Source organism: Streptomyces sp. NPDC060198 (assembly GCF_042728415.1).
GTDB lineage: Bacteria > Actinomycetota > Actinomycetes > Streptomycetales > Streptomycetaceae > Streptomyces.
Genome location: NZ_JBHWZJ010000023.1, coordinates 21,449 through 40,961 on the forward strand (window position 1 = coordinate 21,449; position 19,513 = coordinate 40,961).

The window sequence follows — 19,513 nt, forward strand, 5'->3', positions numbered from 1 at the left end:
AGCGAGTCACCAGTGAGAGGTGTACCGGCAGTGCACCCCTCGCCCCGCGGACACGCCGTACCGTCGAAGACATGGACAACCGTGAGGAAGTCCGCGAGTTCCTGACCTCGCGGCGAGCCAAGATCACCCCGGAGCAGGCCGACCTGCCCGCCGGTACTCGACGCCGTGTGCCCGGGCTGCGCAGGAGCGAGGTCGCGGCTCTCGCCGACATGAGCGTCGAGTACTACGCGAAACTGGAGCGCGGCAACCTGGCCGGCGCGTCCCCCTCAGTCCTGGAAGCCATCGCCCGGGCCCTGCGACTGGACGACGCCGAACGCGCCCACCTCCTGCACCTGGCCCAGGCCGCCGACGGCAGCGACGTCCTCGCACGCCCCCGCCGCCGCACCACCCCGGCCCGGCAGTGGAAGGCACACCGCAGCCTGCAGTGGACGCTGGACGCGATCACCGCCGGCCCCGCGGCCGTGGCCAACGGGCGCACGGACATCCTCGCCACGAACGCCCTCGGGGCCGCCTTCTACGCCGACCTGTTCGCCAACCGCGACAACCAGGGAAATCTGGCGCGCTTCAACTTCCTCGACCCCACCTCGCGCACCTTCTACCCCGACTGGGACCTGTTCGCGGACATGGCCGTCGCCATCCTGCGCCGCGAAGCCGGCCGCGACCCCCACGACAAAGACCTCCACGACCTCATCGGAGAGCTGTCCACCCGCAGCGAGGACTTCCGCACCCGCTGGGGCGCCCACAACGTCCGCCGCCACGGCACCGGCACCAAGCGCTTCCGCCATCCGGCCGTCGGCGCACTCACCCTCGCCTACGAAACCCTGGACCTGGCCGCCGAGCCCGGCCTCACCCTGACCATCTACACCGCCGAACCCGGTTCACCCTCCGAAGAGGGACTCCGCCTGCTCGCCTCCTGGGCCGCCACCGAGAACGCCGACACCACAGCCCGGCAACCCATCGCCTGAACGAAGCCGTCGGGGCGCCCTCGTCCGCGCCGCTCCAGGAGCCGCCTCCGCCCCCCGCTCCGCAGAGTGACCGCAGAGCGGAGGCGACGCCATGGGCGACGAGCGCGCCGATGTGCCACCTTGCTGCGGCGTCACCTCAGGGGTCGTCCCGCGGCGTAGGTTGCGCTCGCGGGGCGATTCGACGAGGTCGTGGCCGGGTTCTGGGGCGACAGCGAGCACGGCGTCCAGCCGCCGCCGCTGAGTCCAGCCGCCGCCGCTGACGGAGGAGGCGGTGCGGGAGGCCGAGAGGCTGCTCGGGGTGAGGCTGCCCCCGGCCCTGCTCGTCCTGCCGGCGATCCGTAACGGCGGCGTCGTGGCCGGTGCGCACGACGCGTTCCGCGCCGACCTGTCGGCCTTGTGGGGCGAGGAGGTCCCCATCTGGTTCGAGACCGGCAGCGAAGCCGGGTGCTCCTGGCCGCCGACTTCCGGTCGTTCGTCGAGGGGCTCACCGCGAGCGGTGCGTAGCGCACGGGGGTCGTTCCGCGCGGGTCACCGGTCGCCGGTCGCCGGTCGAGGGCCCGGCCCCTGTCCGCTGTCCGCCTGGCGGGTCACAGTCTCTCGCCCCGGCTCCGCGCGTTGCACCGCGCGTTCTCGGCGCGCAGCCGCTCGGCGGGGTCCGCGAACCGCACCTGCTCCGGCTCTGCCTGCCACTCGGCCCCTCCGGTCACCGGCCGCAGCCGCCAGAAGGAGCCCGAGACGCTCCGGAACTCGCCGATCACACCGGGGTGTGACGCGTCCACCACCAGTGCTCCGACCGCGGGTTCGCTTCTCTTGGCGTTCACTCTTCTCGTCCTCTCCGTATCCGAAGGGTGATCCTCGGATACCCAGAGTGAGGCAGAAACGGGGTGGTTGGTATGGAATCCGGGACCGACCTGCGCAGGAGTCATCCGGGTGCGTGCGCCGGGGCCCTACCGGCGTCGTCGCGGCGCCTGCTCCGGACGGCAGGACCACCGGTCGGGAGCGGGGGGATGAAATCCGGGAGGCAGGTTGACGGAGGTGCGATCGGCCCGCGCGAGCCGTCCGCGCGGACTGCCGCGGCCGGGCTCGCCGAACCCGTCACCGCTGTCTCAGAGGGCCTGGCCCGGGGCGGGCTCGAAGGCCGTCGGAAGCGAGCCGGGGGAGACCGGGGTCCGCTGGCCGGAGCCGGTGACCGGCAGGCGGGCGCCGTCCTGGGCGGGGTCCACGTACCGCGCGAACCAGGCGTCCAGACGGGCGGCGAGGGCGATGCGCTCGGCGGCGCGGGACGGGTCGCCGACGAGGTTGCGCTCCTCGCCCGGGTCGGCGGCCAGGTCGTAGAACTCGTGCGGTCCGTGCGGATAGCGATGGACGTACTTGCGGTCCCGGGTGCGGATCATGCGCACCGGGCCGTACTCGTCGTAGACCACGACCCGCTCGCGGTCGGCGCCTTCCGCGAGGGCCGGTCCGGCGGCCGCGTCGGTGATCGCTTCGGTGGCCGCTCCGAGGGCTGCTCCGGCGGCAGGGGTGGCGTCCGCGCCCGCCAGGATGTCCGCGAAGGAGCGGCCCGGCAGAGCGGGGTCGTGGCCGTGGTCGATGCCGAGGTGTTCCACGAGGGTGGGCAGTACGTCGTACTGGGACAGCAGCGCCTCGCTGTGCCGGCCGGCCGGGATGCGGCCGGGCTGCGACATCAGGAAGGGGACGAGCACCGAGCTGTCGTACATGTTCTGCGGGAAGGTGCCGTTGCCCTTGCCCCAGATCCCGTGGTGACCGGCGTTGAAGCCGTTGTCGCTGGTGAAGATCACCAGGGTCGATCCGGTGAGGCCGAGCGCGTCGAGCCGGGCGAGCACCCTGCCGATGGCGGCGTCCATCGCCGTCGTGGCGGCGAAGTAGCCGATGAGGGCCTCGCGGGTGTCGCTCTCGCCGCCGACCGGGGCGCCGTTCTCGTCCAGCGGCTGCCAGGGGTGGGCGGGGCCCTGCGGGCAGCTGTCGAAGGCGCAGTCCTCGTACAGCGCCGTGTATTCGGGCGGGTGCTGACCCTTCCAGGGCTTGTGCGGGGCGGTGAAGTGCAGGGAGAGGTGAAAGGGCTCCGGGCGGTCGGACTCGGCGGCGAGGAACTCCTCGGCGTCGTCGGCGAGCGCGTCGGTGAGGTAGGAGGGCTCCTCGGTGCGGACGCCGCCGCGGTAGAGCGGGGCGCCGTAGTACGGGCCGCCGCCGCTCTCGTGCGCGTACCAGTGCACGAAGCCCTTGCGGGGGCGGTCGTTGGCGCCCAGATGCCACTTCCCGCTGAGGCCGAGGCGGTAGCCGGCGTCGGCGAAGACATCGGTGAAGAGGGTCCTGCCGGAGAGGAAGTCGACGCCCGTCCGTCCGGCGTGATGGTACGAGAGCCAGTCGTGCACCCCGTGCTGGGACGGCAGTTCACCGGTGAAGAGCGAGGCGCGGGCCGGCGAGCAGACCGGCGAGGTGCAGAAGAAGCGGCTGAAACGGATCCCGCGATCCGCCAGTGCGTCCAGGTGCGGGGTGTGGATCTCGTCGTTGCCCGCGCAGCCCATGGCCCACGGCCCTTGGTCGTCCGAGAGGATCAGCAGGACGTTGGGGCGGAGCGGGTCGCGGCTGGCCATGGGAAGTCCTCCTCGGGTGAGCCGAACGGGAGTCGAGCGGTCGGCGGATTCCAGCGGGCGGTACCGGAAGTCGAGCCGCCGGTACGGAAGTCGAGCGGGCGGTACCGGAAGTCGAGCCGCCGGTACGGAAGTCGAGCGGGCGGCACCGAAGCCGACCCGCCGGTACGGAAGCCGAGCGGGCGGCACCGAAGCCGACCCGCCGGCACCGAAGCCGACCCGCCGGTACGGAAGCCGAGCAGGTGGTAAGGGAGCCGGGCAGGCGGCGGTGGGCGCCGGGCGGCCGGGGCGGCGTCCTCGGTGTCCCGGCCGCCTCGGCGGGTTCGCCGGGCTGTGCAGAGCGTGGGCTCTGATGGCTGGATAAGTCAACTGTTTCAAGAGCATGAATTGCTGATGTCTTGTGATCGGGTTCGGCTTCCGGTTCCCTGCCCGCCACCCGCAATTACCTGCTGTTGAGCGGATTCTCCTGCGGATCGCGTCGCGGCCTCGGGAAATTCATAGGGGATTCATTCGCTCAAGAAGCGATTGACCACTCTATGAATGGCTGGAAATCATTGGGCCACTTCGCCAGCCCCGCCTCAGACCCCCGTCTCCGAGGAGAGCCATGCCTTCCGACCGATCCGCGAGCCTCTCGCGCCGCACCGTTCTCGCCGTCGCCCTGGCGGCGACCCTCGGCCTCACGGCATCCGCCTGTTCGTCCGGCGCCTCCTCGGCCGGCGGGGGCGGCGACTCGTTCACCTACTGGTCCATGTGGAAGCAGAACGAACCGCAGGCCAAGGTGCTCCAGGCGGCGATCGACACGTTCACCAAGGACACCGGTATCAAGGTCAGCGTCCAGTGGAAGGGGCGGCAGGTCGTCCAGCAGCTGGCGCCGACCCTGAACACCTCCAACGTCCCCGCCGACCTGGTCGACTCCGCGGACCGCTTCGCCTACGCACAGCTCCAGGCCACCGGCCAGGCGCTCGACCTCACCTCCGTGCTCGACCAGGAGATACCGGGTGAGACCGGCAACACCGTCGGCAGCGTCGTGCCGGCCTCCTACCGTGACCTGAACACGGACAAGGGCGCCCTCTGGCAGATCCCCTACGAGGTGCTGACCACCCAGGTCTGGTACGACGGCAAGGCCCTGCCCGACGTGGCCGCCGAGCCGCCGGCCACCTGGGACGAGTTCACCGCGCTGCTGGCGGACCGGAAGAAGGCCCGCGGCGACGGTCCGCTCGCCCTGGACTCCGACATCGCGGACTACTCCGCCTACTGGACGTACTACGCCGTTCTGCGCGCTCTCGGCCCGGGCGCCTTCGGGAAGGCCGCAGCCGACCCGACCGGAAAGGCCTTCGAAGCGCCGGAGTTCGTCGCCGCGCTGAAGAGGGTCCAGGACCTGGTCAAGGCCGGTGACTTCACCGGTGGGTACGACGGCTCCAAGTGGCCCGCCGTGCAGCAGAAGTGGGCCAAGGGCAAGTCCGACTTCCTGCTGCTGGGCACCTTCGCGCCCAGCGAGACCGCCGAGTTCGCCTCGCCCGGCTTCAGCTACCGCTCGTTCCCCGTACCGGCCGTGAACACGGACGGCGGGAAGCAGGCGCAGGACATCTCGCTCATCGGCTTCTCCATCCCGAAGAAGGCGAAGAACACCGACGCCGCGGCCAAGTTCATCGCCTACTTCCTCGCCAAGAAGCAGCTCGCCGGCATCTCCACCGAGGCCAAGAACATCACCCCGCGCGCGGACATCCCCGCCCCGGCCGAACTCGCCGACGCGCAGAAGGCCCTGGCGTCCGGCACGCCCGTGAAGACGCTCGACGGCGTGAAGGAGACCGCGGCCGAGTGGTACACCAAGGTCTTCCAGCCGCTCAACACCAGCTTCATCACGGGCAAGTTGAGCGCCGAGTCCTTCGCGGGGAAGCTCAAGTCCGCTACCGCGGACTACTGGAAGAACGCCTCGTGACGCCCACCGGGACGACGGCGACCGGGACGACGGCGAACGAGGTGGAGGCCCGCCGCGCGACGTCCGGCGGCGGGACGGCGCCCGGCGCTGCGGCGCCCGCAGTCACCGCCGGGGGACGCACCGGAAAGAAGCCGTCCGAAGCCCGCCCCAGCCCGCTGGCCGCCCGGGGCCGCAAGCTGTTCTGGCCCCTCCTCGCGCCGGCCGTCCTCGTCTACGTCGTCTTCTTCGCCGGCCCGTCGCTCTACACGGTGTGGCTCAGCTTCAACAAGTGGGGCGGCGCCGGCCCCATGAGCTTCGTCGGTATCGACAACTACCGCCGCCTGTTCGACGATCCGACCTTCCAGCAGTCCTTCACCAACACCCTGTGGATCATTCTGGGCGTCGGCGGACTGACCTTCCTGGTCTCCTTCGGGCTGACGATGGTGCTGCGGGACATGAAGGGCCGCAAGGCCGCCCGCTCCATCCTCTTCTTCCCCAACATCGTGCCCAGCGTGGTCCTGTCGATCCTCTGGGGCTTCCTCTTCCAGCACGACGGACTCGCCGACGCGCTCGTGGGCGCGCTCGGCATGGAGCACCCGCCGAACTGGCTCGGCCAGAGCAACATCTTCCGGGTCATCATGGTCGGCCTGGTCTGGACGTCCACCGGCTTCTACACCACCATCCTGATGGCCGCGGTGGACCAGATCCCGCCGGAGCTGTACGAGGACTGCGAGCTGGCCGGGGCCAACGCGCTGCAGAAGTTCCGCCATGTGACCCTGCCCCTGATGTGGGAGGTCGTCGGCGTCTGCGCGGTGCTGTGGACCATCAGCGCCGTCAAGGTCTTCGAGTTCATCTACGCCTTCGCCGGCGCGGCCGGACAGATGCCCGACGCCGGGGTGTGGAACACCGCGCTCTACACCTACGGGGAGGCCTTCGCCTCCGGCGGCGTACCCCGTTACGGCTCCGCCGCGGCGAGCGCCGTCGTGATGGTGACCCTCGTCGGCGTACTCGTCGTCCTGATCCGCCGCGTCATGCGGCGCGACACCGTGCAGTTCTGACCGCGCGGTCCACCTCGACCGGATCGCGCCCGGGGACTCCCGTCCACCGTGGCGCGGCCCGGCGTCCGAACCACCCCCCGCGGACCCGGGGACACCCCGACGATCCCGCGTACCCCAGACCACAGGAGGCCCGCCGCCATGGCCGTCACCACGTCCGGTCGTCCCCCCGGCCGCCTCGCCCGCACGAGGAGCCGGCTCACCACCACCCAGGTCCTCGGCGTCCCGCTGGTCTGGATCGTCGCAGGCTTCAACATCCTCACCGGGCTGTGGCTGCTGCTCTCCTCGCTGAAGAGCGCCGACGAGATATTCAGCTCGCCGTGGCACCTGCCGGGCGCCCTGCACTGGGACAACTACTCGCGGGCCTGGAGCGAGGGCAACCTCGGGGTGGCCGCGGTCAACACGGTCGTCGTGGTCGGCGGCACCGCCGTGATCACCCTCGTGTTCGCCGCGCCCGCCGCGTACGTCCTCAGCCGGGTCACCACCCGGTTCAACGGCGGATTCGTCCTGTTCTTCGCCCTCGGCCTCGGCATCCCGGCACAGGTCGTGATGCTGCCGCTCTTCGTGGTCATGAACAAACTGCTGCTGGTGGACAGCCTGTTCGGCCTGATCGTGGTCTACGTCGCGACCTCGCTGCCCTTCGCCGTCTTCTTCCTCACCGGCTTCTTCTCGACCCTGCCGGTCGAACTGGAGGAGGCCGCAGCCCTCGACGGGGCGTCCGCCTTCCGCACGTTCTGGCAGGTCATGCTCCCGCTGGCACGCGGCGGCCTGGTCACCGTGCTGATCCTCAACGTGATCCAGCACTGGGGCGAGACCGTGTTCGCCCTCGTCTTCATCCAGAACACCGACCACCAGACGCTCTCCCTGGCGCTCCTCGGCTTCCTCCAGCAGATGCAGTACAACGGCGCAGACTGGGGCGGCCTGTTCGCCGGCGTGGCCGTGGTCGTCCTCCCGGTCCTCGCCTGCTACGTATGGCTGGGCCGCCGGATCATCGAAGGCATGACCGTCGGCTCCGTCAAGTGACCTGCAAGGGAGACGACATGGCCGACGAGATGGCCGAAGGCGCGGCCGGTGGCATGCCCGCCGAGAAGGCCGGCGACGTGACGCACGAGACGCCCGGACGTGCGGCCGGGGACGGGTACGCGCCGGTGCGCCCGGCCGCGACGGCCTTCGCGGAGGGACCCAAGGACCTCAAGTTCCGGCTGCTCGCCCAAGAGCTGCGGCAGCAGGTGCGCGACGGCGTCTGGCCGGTCGGCGGGCGCCTGCCCACCGAGAAGCAACTCGCCCTCGGCAGCAGATCGTCGGTCTCCACCGTGCGCCGTGCGGTGGACGAACTGATCGCCGAGGGGCTCGTGGTGCGCAGGCAGGGCTCGGGAACCTTCGTCCTGGCACCCGACGCCCCCCGCACCGCCCGCGCCCTGATCGGCGTACTCGTCCCCGACACCACCTTCTACTACCCGCAGGTCCTCCAGGGCATCGAGGAGGGGCTGTCCGCCGCCGGCGCCCGTCTGCTGCTCACCTGCTCCGGATACGACCAGGAGCGCGAGGCGAGGGACGTGGCGGACCTCCTCGACGGCGGGGCGGACGGACTGCTGCTCGTCCCCACCTTCAACGGGCCCGAACACCGCGAGAGTTACCTGGCGCGGATCGCCGCCCTGCCGGTCCCGGCCGTCCTGATCGAGCGGCGCGGCACCTCACTCGGCGACACCAGCGAGTACGTCTGCACGCACCACGAGGCGGGCGCCTACGACGCCGTACGGCACCTCGCCGCACTCGGCCACCGCTCCATCGGGCTCGTCCTGCGCGCACCCGCCCCGACCGCCCCGCCGCTGATCGAGGGATACCGCCAGGCGGCGGACGAACTCGGCTGCGAGACGACGGAGTTCGAGGCGACCCGGCAGGAGTGGAGCCCCGCCACCGCCGACCGCGCCCTCGCCGCGCTCCGGGCGGGCGGCGCCACCGCAGCCGTCTGCTTCGGCGACCGGCAGGCCGCCCTCCTGGAGGGCGCCGCTCGCCGGGCCGGGCTCACCGTCCCCGGCGATCTCGCACTCGTCGCGTACGACGACGAGATCGCCGACCTCGCCGACATCCCGCTCACCGCCGTGGCGCCCCCCAAACACCTGCTGGGCCGAACCGCCGCCGAGACGCTGCTGCGACGGCTGCGCGAACCCGGATCGGCCCGCCACCGCATCCTGCTGCGCCCCAGCATCACCGTCCGCCAGTCCTGCGGTGCCCGGCCCTCCTGACCCGGAGCGGCCACCGCCCGGCGGCCACCACCTCCACCACCGCTTTCCCCTCACCCACCCCCTCACCCAAGCAACGGGAGATCACCTCGTGACGGACATACGGCTCGGTCTGATCGGCGCCGGAGCGGTCGGCGTCCTGCACGCGCAGGCCGCGGAAACCGCCTCCGGGGTGCGTGTCACGGCCGTCTGCGACCTCGTGGAAGCGACCGCGCGCGGGGTCGCCGATCCCCTGGGCGCCGCCGTGTTCACCGACCACCGCGCACTGATCGCCTCGGGCACCGTCGACGCCGTCGTGGTCAACACCCCGCACGCCCTGCACACCGCGATCGTGACCGACAGCGCGGCGGCCGGTCTGCACGTCCTCGTCGAGAAGCCCATGGCCACCAACTCCGCCGAGTGCACGGTCATGGAGCAGGCCTGCGCGGACGCCGGGGTGACCCTCTTCGTGGGGCACATCCAGCACTTCCTGCCCCCGATGGCGGCCGCCCGAGCGGCGCTCGACGCCGACGCCATCGGCGAACTGCTCGCCGTCAGCGACTGGCGCTCCACCGACTACCGGCCGGGCAGCCGTCCCGCCTGGTTCTTCGACCCGGCGGTCTCCGGCGGCGGTGTCTTCGTCAACATCGGTACGCACTGTGTGGACCGGCTCGTCTGGCTGGCCGGCCGCCGGGTCCGCGCGGTCAGCGCCCACGCCGTGCACCGGGCCGGCGCGCTCCCCGGCATCGAGACCGACATGCTGGCCCGGCTGGAGCTGGAGGGCGGCGTCGTCGGCCACATCGGCGTCACCAGCACCGGGCTGCCCTCCCGCGACGAGCTGCTGCTGATCGGCGAGCGCGGCGCGATCCGGGTGGCGCGCGGCTCCGGCGCGACCCTGCACACCGAGGACGTGCCGGGCAGCGCCCCCACCGTGCTCGCCGCCGAATCCCCCGAGGACGTGCCCCGGGCCTTCGCCGCGCAACTGGCCGCGTTCCGCGCGGCGGTACGCGGCGAGAGCGCGCCGGCCGTCCCGGCGGACCACGGGCGGCACGTCATCGAGGTCATCGAGGCGGTCTACCGCTCCAGCGCCACCGGTGCGCGCGTCGAAACCCCGGCCCCGGCCGGCGCCCCCGCCGCCTGACCCGCCCGTACCCGTACCCCCAGCACCCCCAGCACCTCCAGCACCACCGGAACGGAACACATCACCGCACCACCGCACGTGTCGAAGCTCCGCCCCCCCCGAGGAGGATTCAGTGCACGAGACCACCGCCGCACCGTTCGGCCGCCGCGGCTTCATGTCCGCGCTGGCGCTGGCCGTGGCCGGCGCCGCGGGCGGCCTCCAGCTGCTGCCCGGCGCCACCCCGGCAGCGGCCGAAGGCGACGCCTTCGACGTCCTGCGCGAGACCTGGGCCGCCCTGCTGACCGGCGGTGACATCGATGCCACCGACGCCGACTACGCCCCCGCGCTCACCGTCCTGTCCACCACCGCGACCGACCTGTGGAACACCATGGCGCCGGACACCGCGGGCAACTCCCTCTGGCCCGGCAAGCCGCTCACCGTCCCCGCCAACATCACTGCCGGATACAAGGCGCTCGCCTCGCTCGCCACCGCGTACGCCACCGAGGGCACCACCACCACCGACGGCAGCGGGCGCGCCCTGTACGGCTCCGCCGAGCTCGGCTCCGACATCGTGGCCGGGCTCGACTTCCTGCACGCCCAGGCGTACAACGCCAACGCCGTGGAGAACGGCAACTGGTGGGAGTGGGAGATCGGCTGCCCCGTCGCCCTCAACAACGCGGCGATCCTCGTCCACCCCCTGCTCACCGAGGACCGGCTCGCCGACTGGACGGCGGCGATCGACCACTTCGTGCCCGACCCCACCCAGAACCGTTACGGCGCCGACCGCACCACCTCCACCGGCGCCAACCGCGTCGACCTCTGCCAGGTCGTCGCCCTGCGCGGGATCCTCGGCCGCAGCGACGAACGCGTCGCCGCAGCCGTCGCGGGCCTCTCCGACGTGTTCCCGTACGTCACCTCCGACGACGGGCTCTACGCGGACGGCTCCTTCGTCCAGCACTCGTACATCCCCTACACCGGCACGTACGGCATGGTGCTGCTGCGCGGGCTCACCAACCTGTTCCAGTTGCTGCACGGCTCCGCGCACGAGGTCACCGACCCCGCCGCCGCGCACATCCACACCTCGGTGGACACCGCCTTCGCCCCGTGGATCTGGAACGGCCTCTGCATGGACGCGGTCCGGGGCCGGGCCGTCAGCCGCGCCGCCGAGACCGACTTCTACGACGGCAACCTCACCGCCCAGGCCGTCCTGCGCGCCGCGCTCTCCGCCCCCACCACCGAGCAGGCCACCCGCTTCAAGGGCCTGGCGAAGGGCTGGATCACCCGGGGCGAGGCCTACGCCCCCTACAGCGCCACCGCCGGCATCGCGGGGGTCGCCCTCGCCGCCCCGGTCCTGGACGACCGCCGGCTGAAGGCCCTCCCCGAACCGGTCGGGCACCTCCAGTTCCCGAACATGGACCGGGCCGTCCACCGGGGCAAGGGCTGGGCGCTCGCGCTGGCCCTCTCCTCCGCGCGCATCGCCCGGTACGAGTCCATGAACGGCGAGAACCTGCACGGCTGGCACACCGGCGACGGCATGGCCTACCTCTACCTCACCGGCGATCCGGGCCACTTCACCGACGACTTCTGGCCCACCGCCGACCCGAAGCGGATGCCCGGCACCACCACGGACACCGCGCCCCTCGCCGACGCGGCCGGTACGGGCACCCGCCCCGCCGCCACCTGGGCGGGCGGCGCGAGCCTCGACGGTACGTACGGCAGCCTCGGCCTCGACTTCCGGGCCCACGGCTCGACCCTCACCGCGAAGAAGTCGTGGTTCTGCCTGGACGACTCCGTCGTCTGCCTCGGCGCGGGCATCACCGGCGGCAGCGGCGCAGAGGTCGTCACCACCGTCGAGCACCGCAACCTCGGCGCACCGGGCGCCCGTACCGCCCCGAAGCTGACGGTCGACGGCACCGCCGAGCCGTCCACCGCCGGCTGGTCCGCCACCCTCGGCGTCACCGGCTGGGCACACCTCGCCGGAGTCGGCGGCTACCTCTTCCCCGGCGGCGCCACCGTCCGGGCCGCCCGCACCGACCGCACCGGCTCCTGGCACGACATCAACACCGGCGGCACCACCACCGCCACCACCCGGCGCTACCTCACCCTCGGCCTCTCCCACGGCACCGCCCCGGCGAACGACACGTACGCCTACGTCCTGCTGCCGGGCGCCGACGCCTCCCGCACGGCGGCCCGCGCCGCCGAGCCCACCGTGGAGATCCTGGCCAACACCCCAACCGTCCAGGCGATCCGGGAGAGCTGCTCCGGAGTCGTCGCGGCCAACTTCTTCGCGGCCGGCACGGCGGCGGGCATCACGGTCAGCGCCCCCTGCTCGGTGATCCTGCGCCGCACCCGGACCACGTTGACCGTGGCGGTATCCGACCCCACGCACACGGCGTCCTCGGTCACCGTACGGCTCGTCCACACCGGTTCGGCCCTGAGCGCCGATCCCCGGATCACCGTCGACACGGCCTCGCCCACCCTCGCCTTCACCGTGAACACGGCGGGCGCCGCCGGAGCCACCGTCGAGGCCGTCTTCACGGTCACGGGCGCCGCCCTCGCCCCCGTCGCGGACGGCTACGTCCGGGACGGCGCGTACGCCGACACCTCCTACGCCACCGCCACCACCCTCGTGGTGAAGAACGCCACCGGCAGCGGCTTCAACCGGCAGTCCTACCTCGCCTTCGACACCTCGGCGCTCACCGGCCGGATCGCCTCCGCCACCCTCTCCGTCCACGGATTCGTCTCCGACTCCGGCGGCACGGACGCCGTCGTCACCGCGTACGGGGTCGCCGACACCGCCTGGACCGAACCCGCCCTCACCTGGAACACCCGCCCCGCCCTCGGCACCGCCCGCGCGGACGCCCCGGTGACCGCCGTACCGTCCTGGCTCACCTTCGACGTCACCGCCCAGGTCGCGGCGGCGGCCCCAGGACCGGTCTCCCTCGCCCTGGCGCAGGCCGCACCAGGCCTCGCCGTCGTCCTCAACTCCCGTGAGAACAAGGCGTATCCGCCGGTGCTGACGGTGAAGCTGGGCTGAGCACGACGAACCGCCGCGTACCCGGAGCGATACGGGTACGCGGCGGTACGGTCCGGAGAGGGGGTGCGCCGCGGCGGCGCACCGCCGGGCCGGATCAGACGAGGTCGGGGTACTGGTTCCAGCCGCCGGTGCCGATCCGGACCCGGGCCTTGAACGGGGTCTTCGTCGTGCCGGTGCCCGCGTAGAAGAACAGCTCGCCCTGGGAGTTGGACGCCAGGAGGTCCGCGATGCCGTCCCCGTTGATGTCACCGGGCGCGGCGAGGTTGGTGTACTGGCTCCATCCCGCACCGCCCACCTGGACACGGGCGCCGAACGGCGTTGCCGCCTTGCCGGTACCGGGGTAGAGGAACAGCCCGGCGGAGCTGCGGGCGAGGAGGTCCGCGCGGCCGTCGAGGTTGTAGTCACCGGCGCCGACCAGCCTGTTGTACTGGCTCCAGCCGCTGCCGCCGACCTGGACCCGCCCCGGCAGTTCGAGACCGTCACCTCTGCCGGCGTAGAGGTACAGCCCGGTCGAACTTCGGGCGATGAGATCGCTCTTGCCGTCGCCGGTCAGGTCGCCGGGGCCGACGACCAGGTTGTACGACTTCGACCCGGGCGAGATGACGAAGTCCTCCTGCGCGTAGTCGGCGGTGTTGTACAGGCTGCCGTCGTACAGGTAATTCAGGATCAGGTCGGGGTACCCGTTGTCCCGCAGGGCCACGCTGTGGACGAGACGCGCCTCGGAACGGAGCCAGCCCGAGCCGATGAGGTACTTCACCGTCAGGGTCCCGAGGCCGGTTCCCTCGTAGGCGTACAGGGTGCCGCCCGCGGTCCGCGCGTAGATCTCGGACTTGCCGTACGCCTGCATCGGCCCGGCCCCCGCGAACTGGCCGACCCTGTTCCAGCCGGAGTCGAGGGTCTCCCGGGCCTGGAAGAGTCCGGTGCCCTTGCCGTCGTAGAAGTGCAGCCTGCCGTCGTAGCCGCGGGCCATCAGGTCGGCGGTGCCGTTGCCGTTGTAGTCGGTGCCGCCGACCAGCTGGTTGTACTGGAGCCAGCCCGTGCCGCCGATCTGCACCGGGGCCCGGAACGGGTATCCGTCGACTTTGCCGTTGCCGGGATAGAGGACGAGCCCGGAGGCGTTGCGGGTCACCAGGTCGGCCAGACCGTCACCGGTGAGGTCGTCCGCGCCGACCAGCTGGTCGAACTGGCTCCAGCCGGCACCCCCGACCTGGATCCCCTTGCCGAAGTTGGTGCCGGTGCCCGGGAAGAGGAACAGCCCGGCGGTGCTGCGGGCCAGCAGGTCGGGCTTTCCGTCGCCGTTCAGGTCACCCGGGACGACGAGCTTGTTGTACGCCTGCCAGCCGTTGCTGAGCGTGGTGTACGGGGTGAGACTCCCCGCCGTCGTCGGCTTCGTCGCCTTCGCGCCGTCGTGGAGCCGGAGAGCTCCGGTGGCCGTGAGGGTCAGCAGATCCGGCTTGCCGTCGCCCGTCATGTCGCCCGGCAGCATCAGGTCCTTGACCTGCGAGCTCCCGGAGGGGATGACGGGCACCTGGCCGTTGCCCCCGTCGACGTACACCTCGCCCCAGTTTTCGCGGTACGCGAGGTCGCCCCTGCCGTCACCGTCGAAGTCGGCGCGCAGGGCGGCCGCGCCCTGCGTTCCGGCGCTGTTCCCGGCCGCCTGTGCGGTGATCGTCATCGAGCCGCTGACCAGCAGCCCGGCGCAGACGATCGCCGCCGACACGGCCGGATTCCGGAACCGTCGGAGCCGGGGTATTGCGAGGTTGGGCATTCTGCCTCCTGTGGAAACGATGACCTCGCGGGAGGTGGCGTGCGGCCGGAGCCGGCCCGCACGTGTGCGGCGTCGGACGCATGACGTCGTCGTCCACGTGTCTTCGACGCCGGTCACGGCATCGGCGCACGGCATGACGGAACCAGGAAACCCCCACCAACGGTGGCGCCCCTCCCCAGGGTCGTGACGTAGATCTATCTCCGGAAGGGCCTGCCGGGCAAGTTGGCCGGCCCGGACGATCGGCTCCTGACCGGCGCGTACCACCGTCTCCGTCCCTCCGCGCCGGGAAGGACGGCGGGACCGGCTCCACTTGCCGCGAGACCCCGAGACCCCGAGACCCCGAGACCCCGAGGGCCCGAGACCCCGAGACCCCGAGACCCCGAGACCCCGAGGGCCCGGGAGCACGATGCCGTTCCGGGGCGCCGTCCTCAGACGGGGTGGGCGCCGGTGGGTACGCCGTGGGCGACCCCGTACGGAGTCAGGGCGACCACGCCTCTGCCGCGCGTGACGGTTTCCGGGCCGATGGCGAGGGGGCTGGCTCCGAACGACTCGGCGATGTCGGACGCGAGGTCGAACGCGGCCCACTTCCACTCGTCCGCGTCGTCGTCGGACTCCAGCGCCGGGTCCCACTCCGGCCGGAGGCCGAGTTCCGCCCGGCGGGCCCGCTCGAACGGCAGGGGATCGCCGAGGGTCAGCAGAGGGTTCTCGCCGTCGCCGGTCTCGCAGTAGCGCCGGACCACCGTGCCGTGTGCGGCGACGAGCCAGGCCGAGCCGTCGCCCCGGGCGCCGTAGTAGTACGCCTGAGCGCTCCCGAAGCGTGCGCTGAGCCGCGTGCAGAGCCTCAGGACGTCCTCGGCGCGTTCCGCGTCGCAGGGGTCGCACCACGCGCCCAGTACGAAGGTCCAGCCGTCGAGTTCGGGGGTGACGAAGACCCTGGCGTAACCGGACGGGTCGTCCGGGCCGGCCTCGTGGCTGTCGGCGTCCACGATGTCGTTGCCGAGCGCGAAGGTCACCTGCCTCGGACCGACGAGGCCCAGCGTCTCGATGATTCCCGCCTGGTCCCCGCCCGGCACCGCGATCCAGTGGTTCCAGCAGGTCCAGGGCGCCGTGGGTCGCTCGTCCGGGGCCTTCACACGGACGAGGCGCTCGATCGCCGCCACGTCGCGCTCGGACAGCACGCTCTCGCCGCCGAGTTGGGCGAGCACGGACAAGGCCCCGGCGCGCTGCCTCCCCGGACCGTCCCGCCGGATCCGCCGGAGGAGCGGTACGAGAATCTCCGCAGCCTCCTTGTCGCCTGCCATCAGGGTGTCCCGCGCCTGCCGGGAGACCTCGCGATCGGTGTCGCCGAGCAGGGGAAGCAGCGCGGGAAGGGCCGTGCGGCCGTCGCCGGCGCAGAGCCCGATCCCGCGTACCGACTGGCGGCGGACGAGGGGTGAGGGGTGGGACAGTGCGGCGGCGTAGCGGTCGACGACCCCGGCGCCCAACCGGATGAACGCGTGGCCGACCTCTTCGCGGGCCTCCGCCGTGGGTGCGTCGAGGAGCCCTCGTGCCAGACGGTCGAACGCCGGGTGCCCGATACGCCGGAGCACCGGCGCCGCCTCCCGCCAGGTCACGGGCGACGACGGGTCCGTCAGCGCGCGCACGAGGGCCTCCGCTGCCACGGCCCCTCCTCGGGCCGACTCGTTCGACGCGGGCCCGCGTCGGTCCGGGCGCACCAGGTCCTCGACCAGGACCCCGGGCGGTTCCAGGCCCTCGGACGGTTCGCTGTCCATGAAGTCCTCCGCCTTTCCCGTCGGCCCGGCGGCAAGGGTCTGGGCGCGGCCTGCCCGCACCGCCCGCCATGATCCCGCAGGGGTGTGACAACGCGACGTCCACGGGCTGTCCTTGCGGGGCGACCCGCTCGCCGGAGGGGGGCGGATGCGCACTGCAGCCGACAGTTGGTCCTGTCATGACCCTGGCGGAAAGAGGGGCCCGGCTCCAGAATGGCCCCCGACTGTGGGAGCGCTCCCAACCCTGGGTCGCTCCCCACGTCCGTACCCCGCCGACGCACGACGAAAGGTGTCCCGGTGAACGCCCCACCCCCACGCCTCCGTACCTCGCGCCCCCGCCCGCCGCACCGCCGCGGCGCCCGGTCCCTCGCGCGGCTGTCCGGTGCGACGGCCGCCGCCCTGCTCGCCGCGATGCTCGCCGCACCCGGTGCCGCCGCGGCCGACGAACCCGCACCCGCCGAGGGTGCCGAGCAGATCACCAACGGCGGCTTCTCCGCCGGTACCGCGCCCTGGTGGTGGACGGCGAACACCTCCGGGACGGTCGTCGACGGGCGCCTCTGCGCCGACGTCCCGGCCGGTACGGCCAACGCCTGGGACGTGATCGTCGGACAGAACGACGTCCCCCTCGAAGCCGGGGAGACGTATCTCCTCAGCTACACGGCGACCTCCACCGCACCGCTCACCGTGCAGACCCGCGTCCAGGAGGCCGTCGAGCCCTGGACCACCGAACTCGCCACCGCCGACCCGGTCTCCACCGAACCGGTCACCGTCACCCACGTGTTCACCGCCACCGCCGACCGGCCGGGCGCGCAGGTCGCCCTCCAGATCGGCGGCGGCGAGCGGGCCACCACCTTCTGCTTCGACGACGTCTCCCTGCGCGGCGGCGCCGAACCGCCCGTGTACGTCCCCGACACCGGCTCGCCGGTACGGATCGACCAGGTCGGCTACCTCCCGTACGGCACCAAGGCCGGCACCGTGGTGACGGACGCCGAGGCGCCGCTGACCTGGACGGTGAAGGCCGCCGACGGCTCCGTCGCCGCCACCGGCGCGACCGTCCCCGCGGGCGAGGACCCGACCTCCCGGCAGCGCGTCCACACCTTCGACTTCAGTGGTCTCACCACTGTCGGCGACGGCTACACCGTGGACGTCGGCGGGCAGGTCAGCGAGCCCTTCTCGGTGCGCGCCGACCTCTACGACGGCCTGCGCTCCGACGCGTTGGCGTACTTCTACCACAACCGCAGCGGCATCCCGATCGAGGCGGACCTCGTCGGCGAGGAGTACGCGCGCCCCGCCGGACACGCCGGTACGTCCCCCAACCAGGGCGACACCGACGTGCCCTGCGTCCCCGGCGTCTGCGACTACCGCCTCGACGTCCAGGGCGGCTGGTACGACGCGGGCGACCACGGCAAGTACGTGGTCAACGGCGGTATTGCGGTCGCCCAGTTGATGGACACGTACGAGCGGACCCTGACCGCCGCCGACGCCGAAGGCGACCGACTGGGCGACGGCGCCCTGCGCGTCCCGGAACGCGGCAACGACGTGCCCGACATCCTCGACGAGGCCCGCTGGGAGCTGGACTTCCTGCTCCGCATGCAGGTGCCGGCCGGTGAACCGCTCGCGGGCATGGTCCACCACAAGGTGCACGACGCCGCCTGGACCGGCATCCCCACCCGCCCGGACCAGGATCCCCAACCCCGCGAGCTGCACGCCCCGTCGACCGCCGCGACCCTCAACCTCGCCGCGACCGGCGCCCAGTGCGCCCGCCTCTTCGCCCCGTACGACCAGGAGTTCGCCGACCGCTGCCTGCGGGCCGCCACCAGTGCCTGGAAGGCCGCCTCCGCGCACCCTGCCGTGTACGCCGACCCGGCGGACGGCACCGGCGGCGGGACGTACAGCGACAACGACGTGACCGACGAGTTCTACTGGGCCGCCGCCGAACTCTTCACCACCACCGGCGACTCCGCCTACCGCACCGCCCTGCGCACCTCCCCGCTCGACGGCGACGCCGACCGGATCTTCTCCGCCGGCGGCGGCATCTCCTGGGGCTCCACCGCCGGACTCGGCGTGCTCACCCTCGCCACCGTCCCCAACGACCTGACCACCGCCGAACTCGCCGGTGTCCGCTCGGTCGTGACCGCCGGAGCCGACCGCTACGCCGCGCAGTCCCGCGCCGAGGCGTACGGGCTGCCCTACTCCCCGCCCGGTGAGGACTACGCCTGGGGATCCAACAGCCAGGTGCTCAACAACATGGTCGTCCTCGCCGTCGCCCACGACCTCACCGGCGAACCCGCGTACCAGGACGCCGTGTTGCGCGGCGCGGACTACCTCTTCGGCCGCAACCCCCTGGGCCTGTCGTACGTCACCGGTTACGGCGAGCGGTACTCCGAGAACCAGCACCACCGCTTCTGGGCCCACCAGAGCAACCCCGACCTGCCGCACCCGCCCCCCGGCACGGTGGCCGGCGGCCCCAACGCGACGGCCGTCGCCGCCGGCGACCCGGTGGCCGCCGAGAAGCTCGGCGGCTGCGCCCCGGCCATGTGCTACCTCGACGACAACGGCTCCTGGGCCACCAACGAGGTCACCATCAACTGGAACGCGCCGCTCGCCTTCATCGCCTCCTACCTGGACGACGCGGGCGACGGCCGCCCGTCGGCCGACCGCGCCGACCGGGTCTGCCGGGTGTCCTACGCCTCGCACGCCTGGACCGGCGGTTCCACCGTCACCGTGCGGGTCCGCAACACCGGCACCGCCCCGCTCCCCGCCTGGCAGCTGAGCTGGGTCTTCCCCGGCGGGCAGCGGATCGGTCAGACCTGGAGCGCGGACCTCGCCCAGAGCGGCCGTACGGTCACGGCCAAGCCGCTGGAGTGGAACCGTGAACTCGCCCCGGGCGCGGTCGCCGACTTCGGGTTCAACACCACCACCGCGAAGACCGGGGCCGACCCGGCCGTCTTCAAGCTCGGCGGACGCGCCTGCTCCACCGCGTAGCCCCAGGGGTGTCCGGCCGGGGGGGGGGCCCCCCCCGCCCCCCCCCCCCCGGGCGCCCCCCC

The 19,513-nt window shown here is 72.4% G+C and carries 12 protein-coding genes; 8 read left to right on the top strand and 4 right to left on the bottom strand.

All coding sequences use genetic code 11. The annotated features are described in order from the left end of the window. The first annotated feature begins 71 nt into the window (after positions 1-71). Entirely contained in the window at positions 72-965 is an 894-nt protein-coding gene (locus ACFWEP_RS05690; protein WP_387366041.1) for a helix-turn-helix transcriptional regulator, read from the top strand. Positions 966-1,552: 587 nt separating this feature from the next. Here the strand turns inward: ACFWEP_RS05690 and ACFWEP_RS05695 are convergent. Together ACFWEP_RS05695 and ACFWEP_RS05700 are read right to left on the bottom strand one after the other, a co-directional pair. Beyond that, positions 1,553-1,786 carry a hypothetical protein gene (locus tag ACFWEP_RS05695; RefSeq protein ID WP_387366044.1) on the bottom strand — a complete coding sequence of 78 codons (234 nt, stop codon included), beginning with the start codon at positions 1,784-1,786 and terminating at the stop codon, positions 1,553-1,555. Between the two features lie 285 nt (positions 1,787-2,071). Then, the gene (locus ACFWEP_RS05700; RefSeq protein WP_387366047.1) at positions 2,072-3,580 is read right to left on the bottom strand and encodes a sulfatase-like hydrolase/transferase; all 1,509 of its coding nucleotides are present in this window, start codon (positions 3,578-3,580) and stop codon (positions 2,072-2,074) included. 601 nt (positions 3,581-4,181) lie between these two features. Between ACFWEP_RS05700 and ACFWEP_RS05705 the strand changes: the two genes are divergently transcribed. The 6 genes from ACFWEP_RS05705 (at position 4,182) to ACFWEP_RS05730 (ending at position 12,929) form a co-directional block, all read left to right on the top strand. Next, entirely contained in the window at positions 4,182-5,516 is a 1,335-nt protein-coding gene (locus ACFWEP_RS05705) for an ABC transporter substrate-binding protein (RefSeq protein ID WP_387366050.1), read from the top strand. Continuing rightward, a complete protein-coding gene (locus tag ACFWEP_RS05710; RefSeq protein WP_387366053.1) occupies positions 5,513-6,553 on the top strand; it encodes a carbohydrate ABC transporter permease in 1,041 nt (346 codons plus the stop codon). Before ACFWEP_RS05705 ends, ACFWEP_RS05710 begins: the two co-directional genes overlap by 4 nt. A gap of 138 nt (positions 6,554-6,691) precedes the next feature. Continuing rightward, a complete protein-coding gene (locus ACFWEP_RS05715) occupies positions 6,692-7,573 on the top strand; it encodes a carbohydrate ABC transporter permease (protein WP_387366056.1) in 882 nt (293 codons plus the stop codon). 17 nt (positions 7,574-7,590) lie between these two features. Next, positions 7,591-8,796, top strand: coding sequence for a substrate-binding domain-containing protein (locus ACFWEP_RS05720; protein WP_387366058.1), 1,206 nt, complete (start codon positions 7,591-7,593; stop codon positions 8,794-8,796). Between the two features lie 88 nt (positions 8,797-8,884). Then, the gene (locus tag ACFWEP_RS05725) at positions 8,885-9,913 is read left to right on the top strand and encodes a Gfo/Idh/MocA family protein (protein WP_387366061.1); all 1,029 of its coding nucleotides are present in this window, start codon (positions 8,885-8,887) and stop codon (positions 9,911-9,913) included. 112 nt (positions 9,914-10,025) lie between these two features. Then, on the top strand, positions 10,026-12,929 hold the full coding sequence (locus ACFWEP_RS05730; protein ID WP_387366063.1) for a polysaccharide lyase family 8 super-sandwich domain-containing protein: 2,904 nt from the start codon (positions 10,026-10,028) through the stop codon (positions 12,927-12,929). Between the two features lie 94 nt (positions 12,930-13,023). On the opposite strand, the gene ACFWEP_RS05735 is transcribed toward ACFWEP_RS05730, so the two are convergent. Beyond that, positions 13,024-14,697 carry an FG-GAP repeat domain-containing protein gene (locus ACFWEP_RS05735; protein ID WP_387366066.1) on the bottom strand — a complete coding sequence of 558 codons (1,674 nt, stop codon included), beginning with the start codon at positions 14,695-14,697 and terminating at the stop codon, positions 13,024-13,026. A 428-nt stretch (positions 14,698-15,125) separates the two neighbouring features. Continuing rightward, a complete protein-coding gene (locus ACFWEP_RS05740) occupies positions 15,126-16,469 on the bottom strand; it encodes a HEAT repeat domain-containing protein (protein WP_387366069.1) in 1,344 nt (447 codons plus the stop codon). A gap of 408 nt (positions 16,470-16,877) precedes the next feature. Here ACFWEP_RS05740 and ACFWEP_RS05745 point away from each other — a divergent pair, with 408 nt between their 5' ends. Continuing rightward, complete coding sequence (locus tag ACFWEP_RS05745) at positions 16,878-19,451, top strand: glycoside hydrolase family 9 protein (RefSeq protein ID WP_387366078.1); 2,574 nt, start codon at positions 16,878-16,880, stop codon at positions 19,449-19,451. The last annotated feature ends 62 nt before the right edge of the window (positions 19,452-19,513 follow it).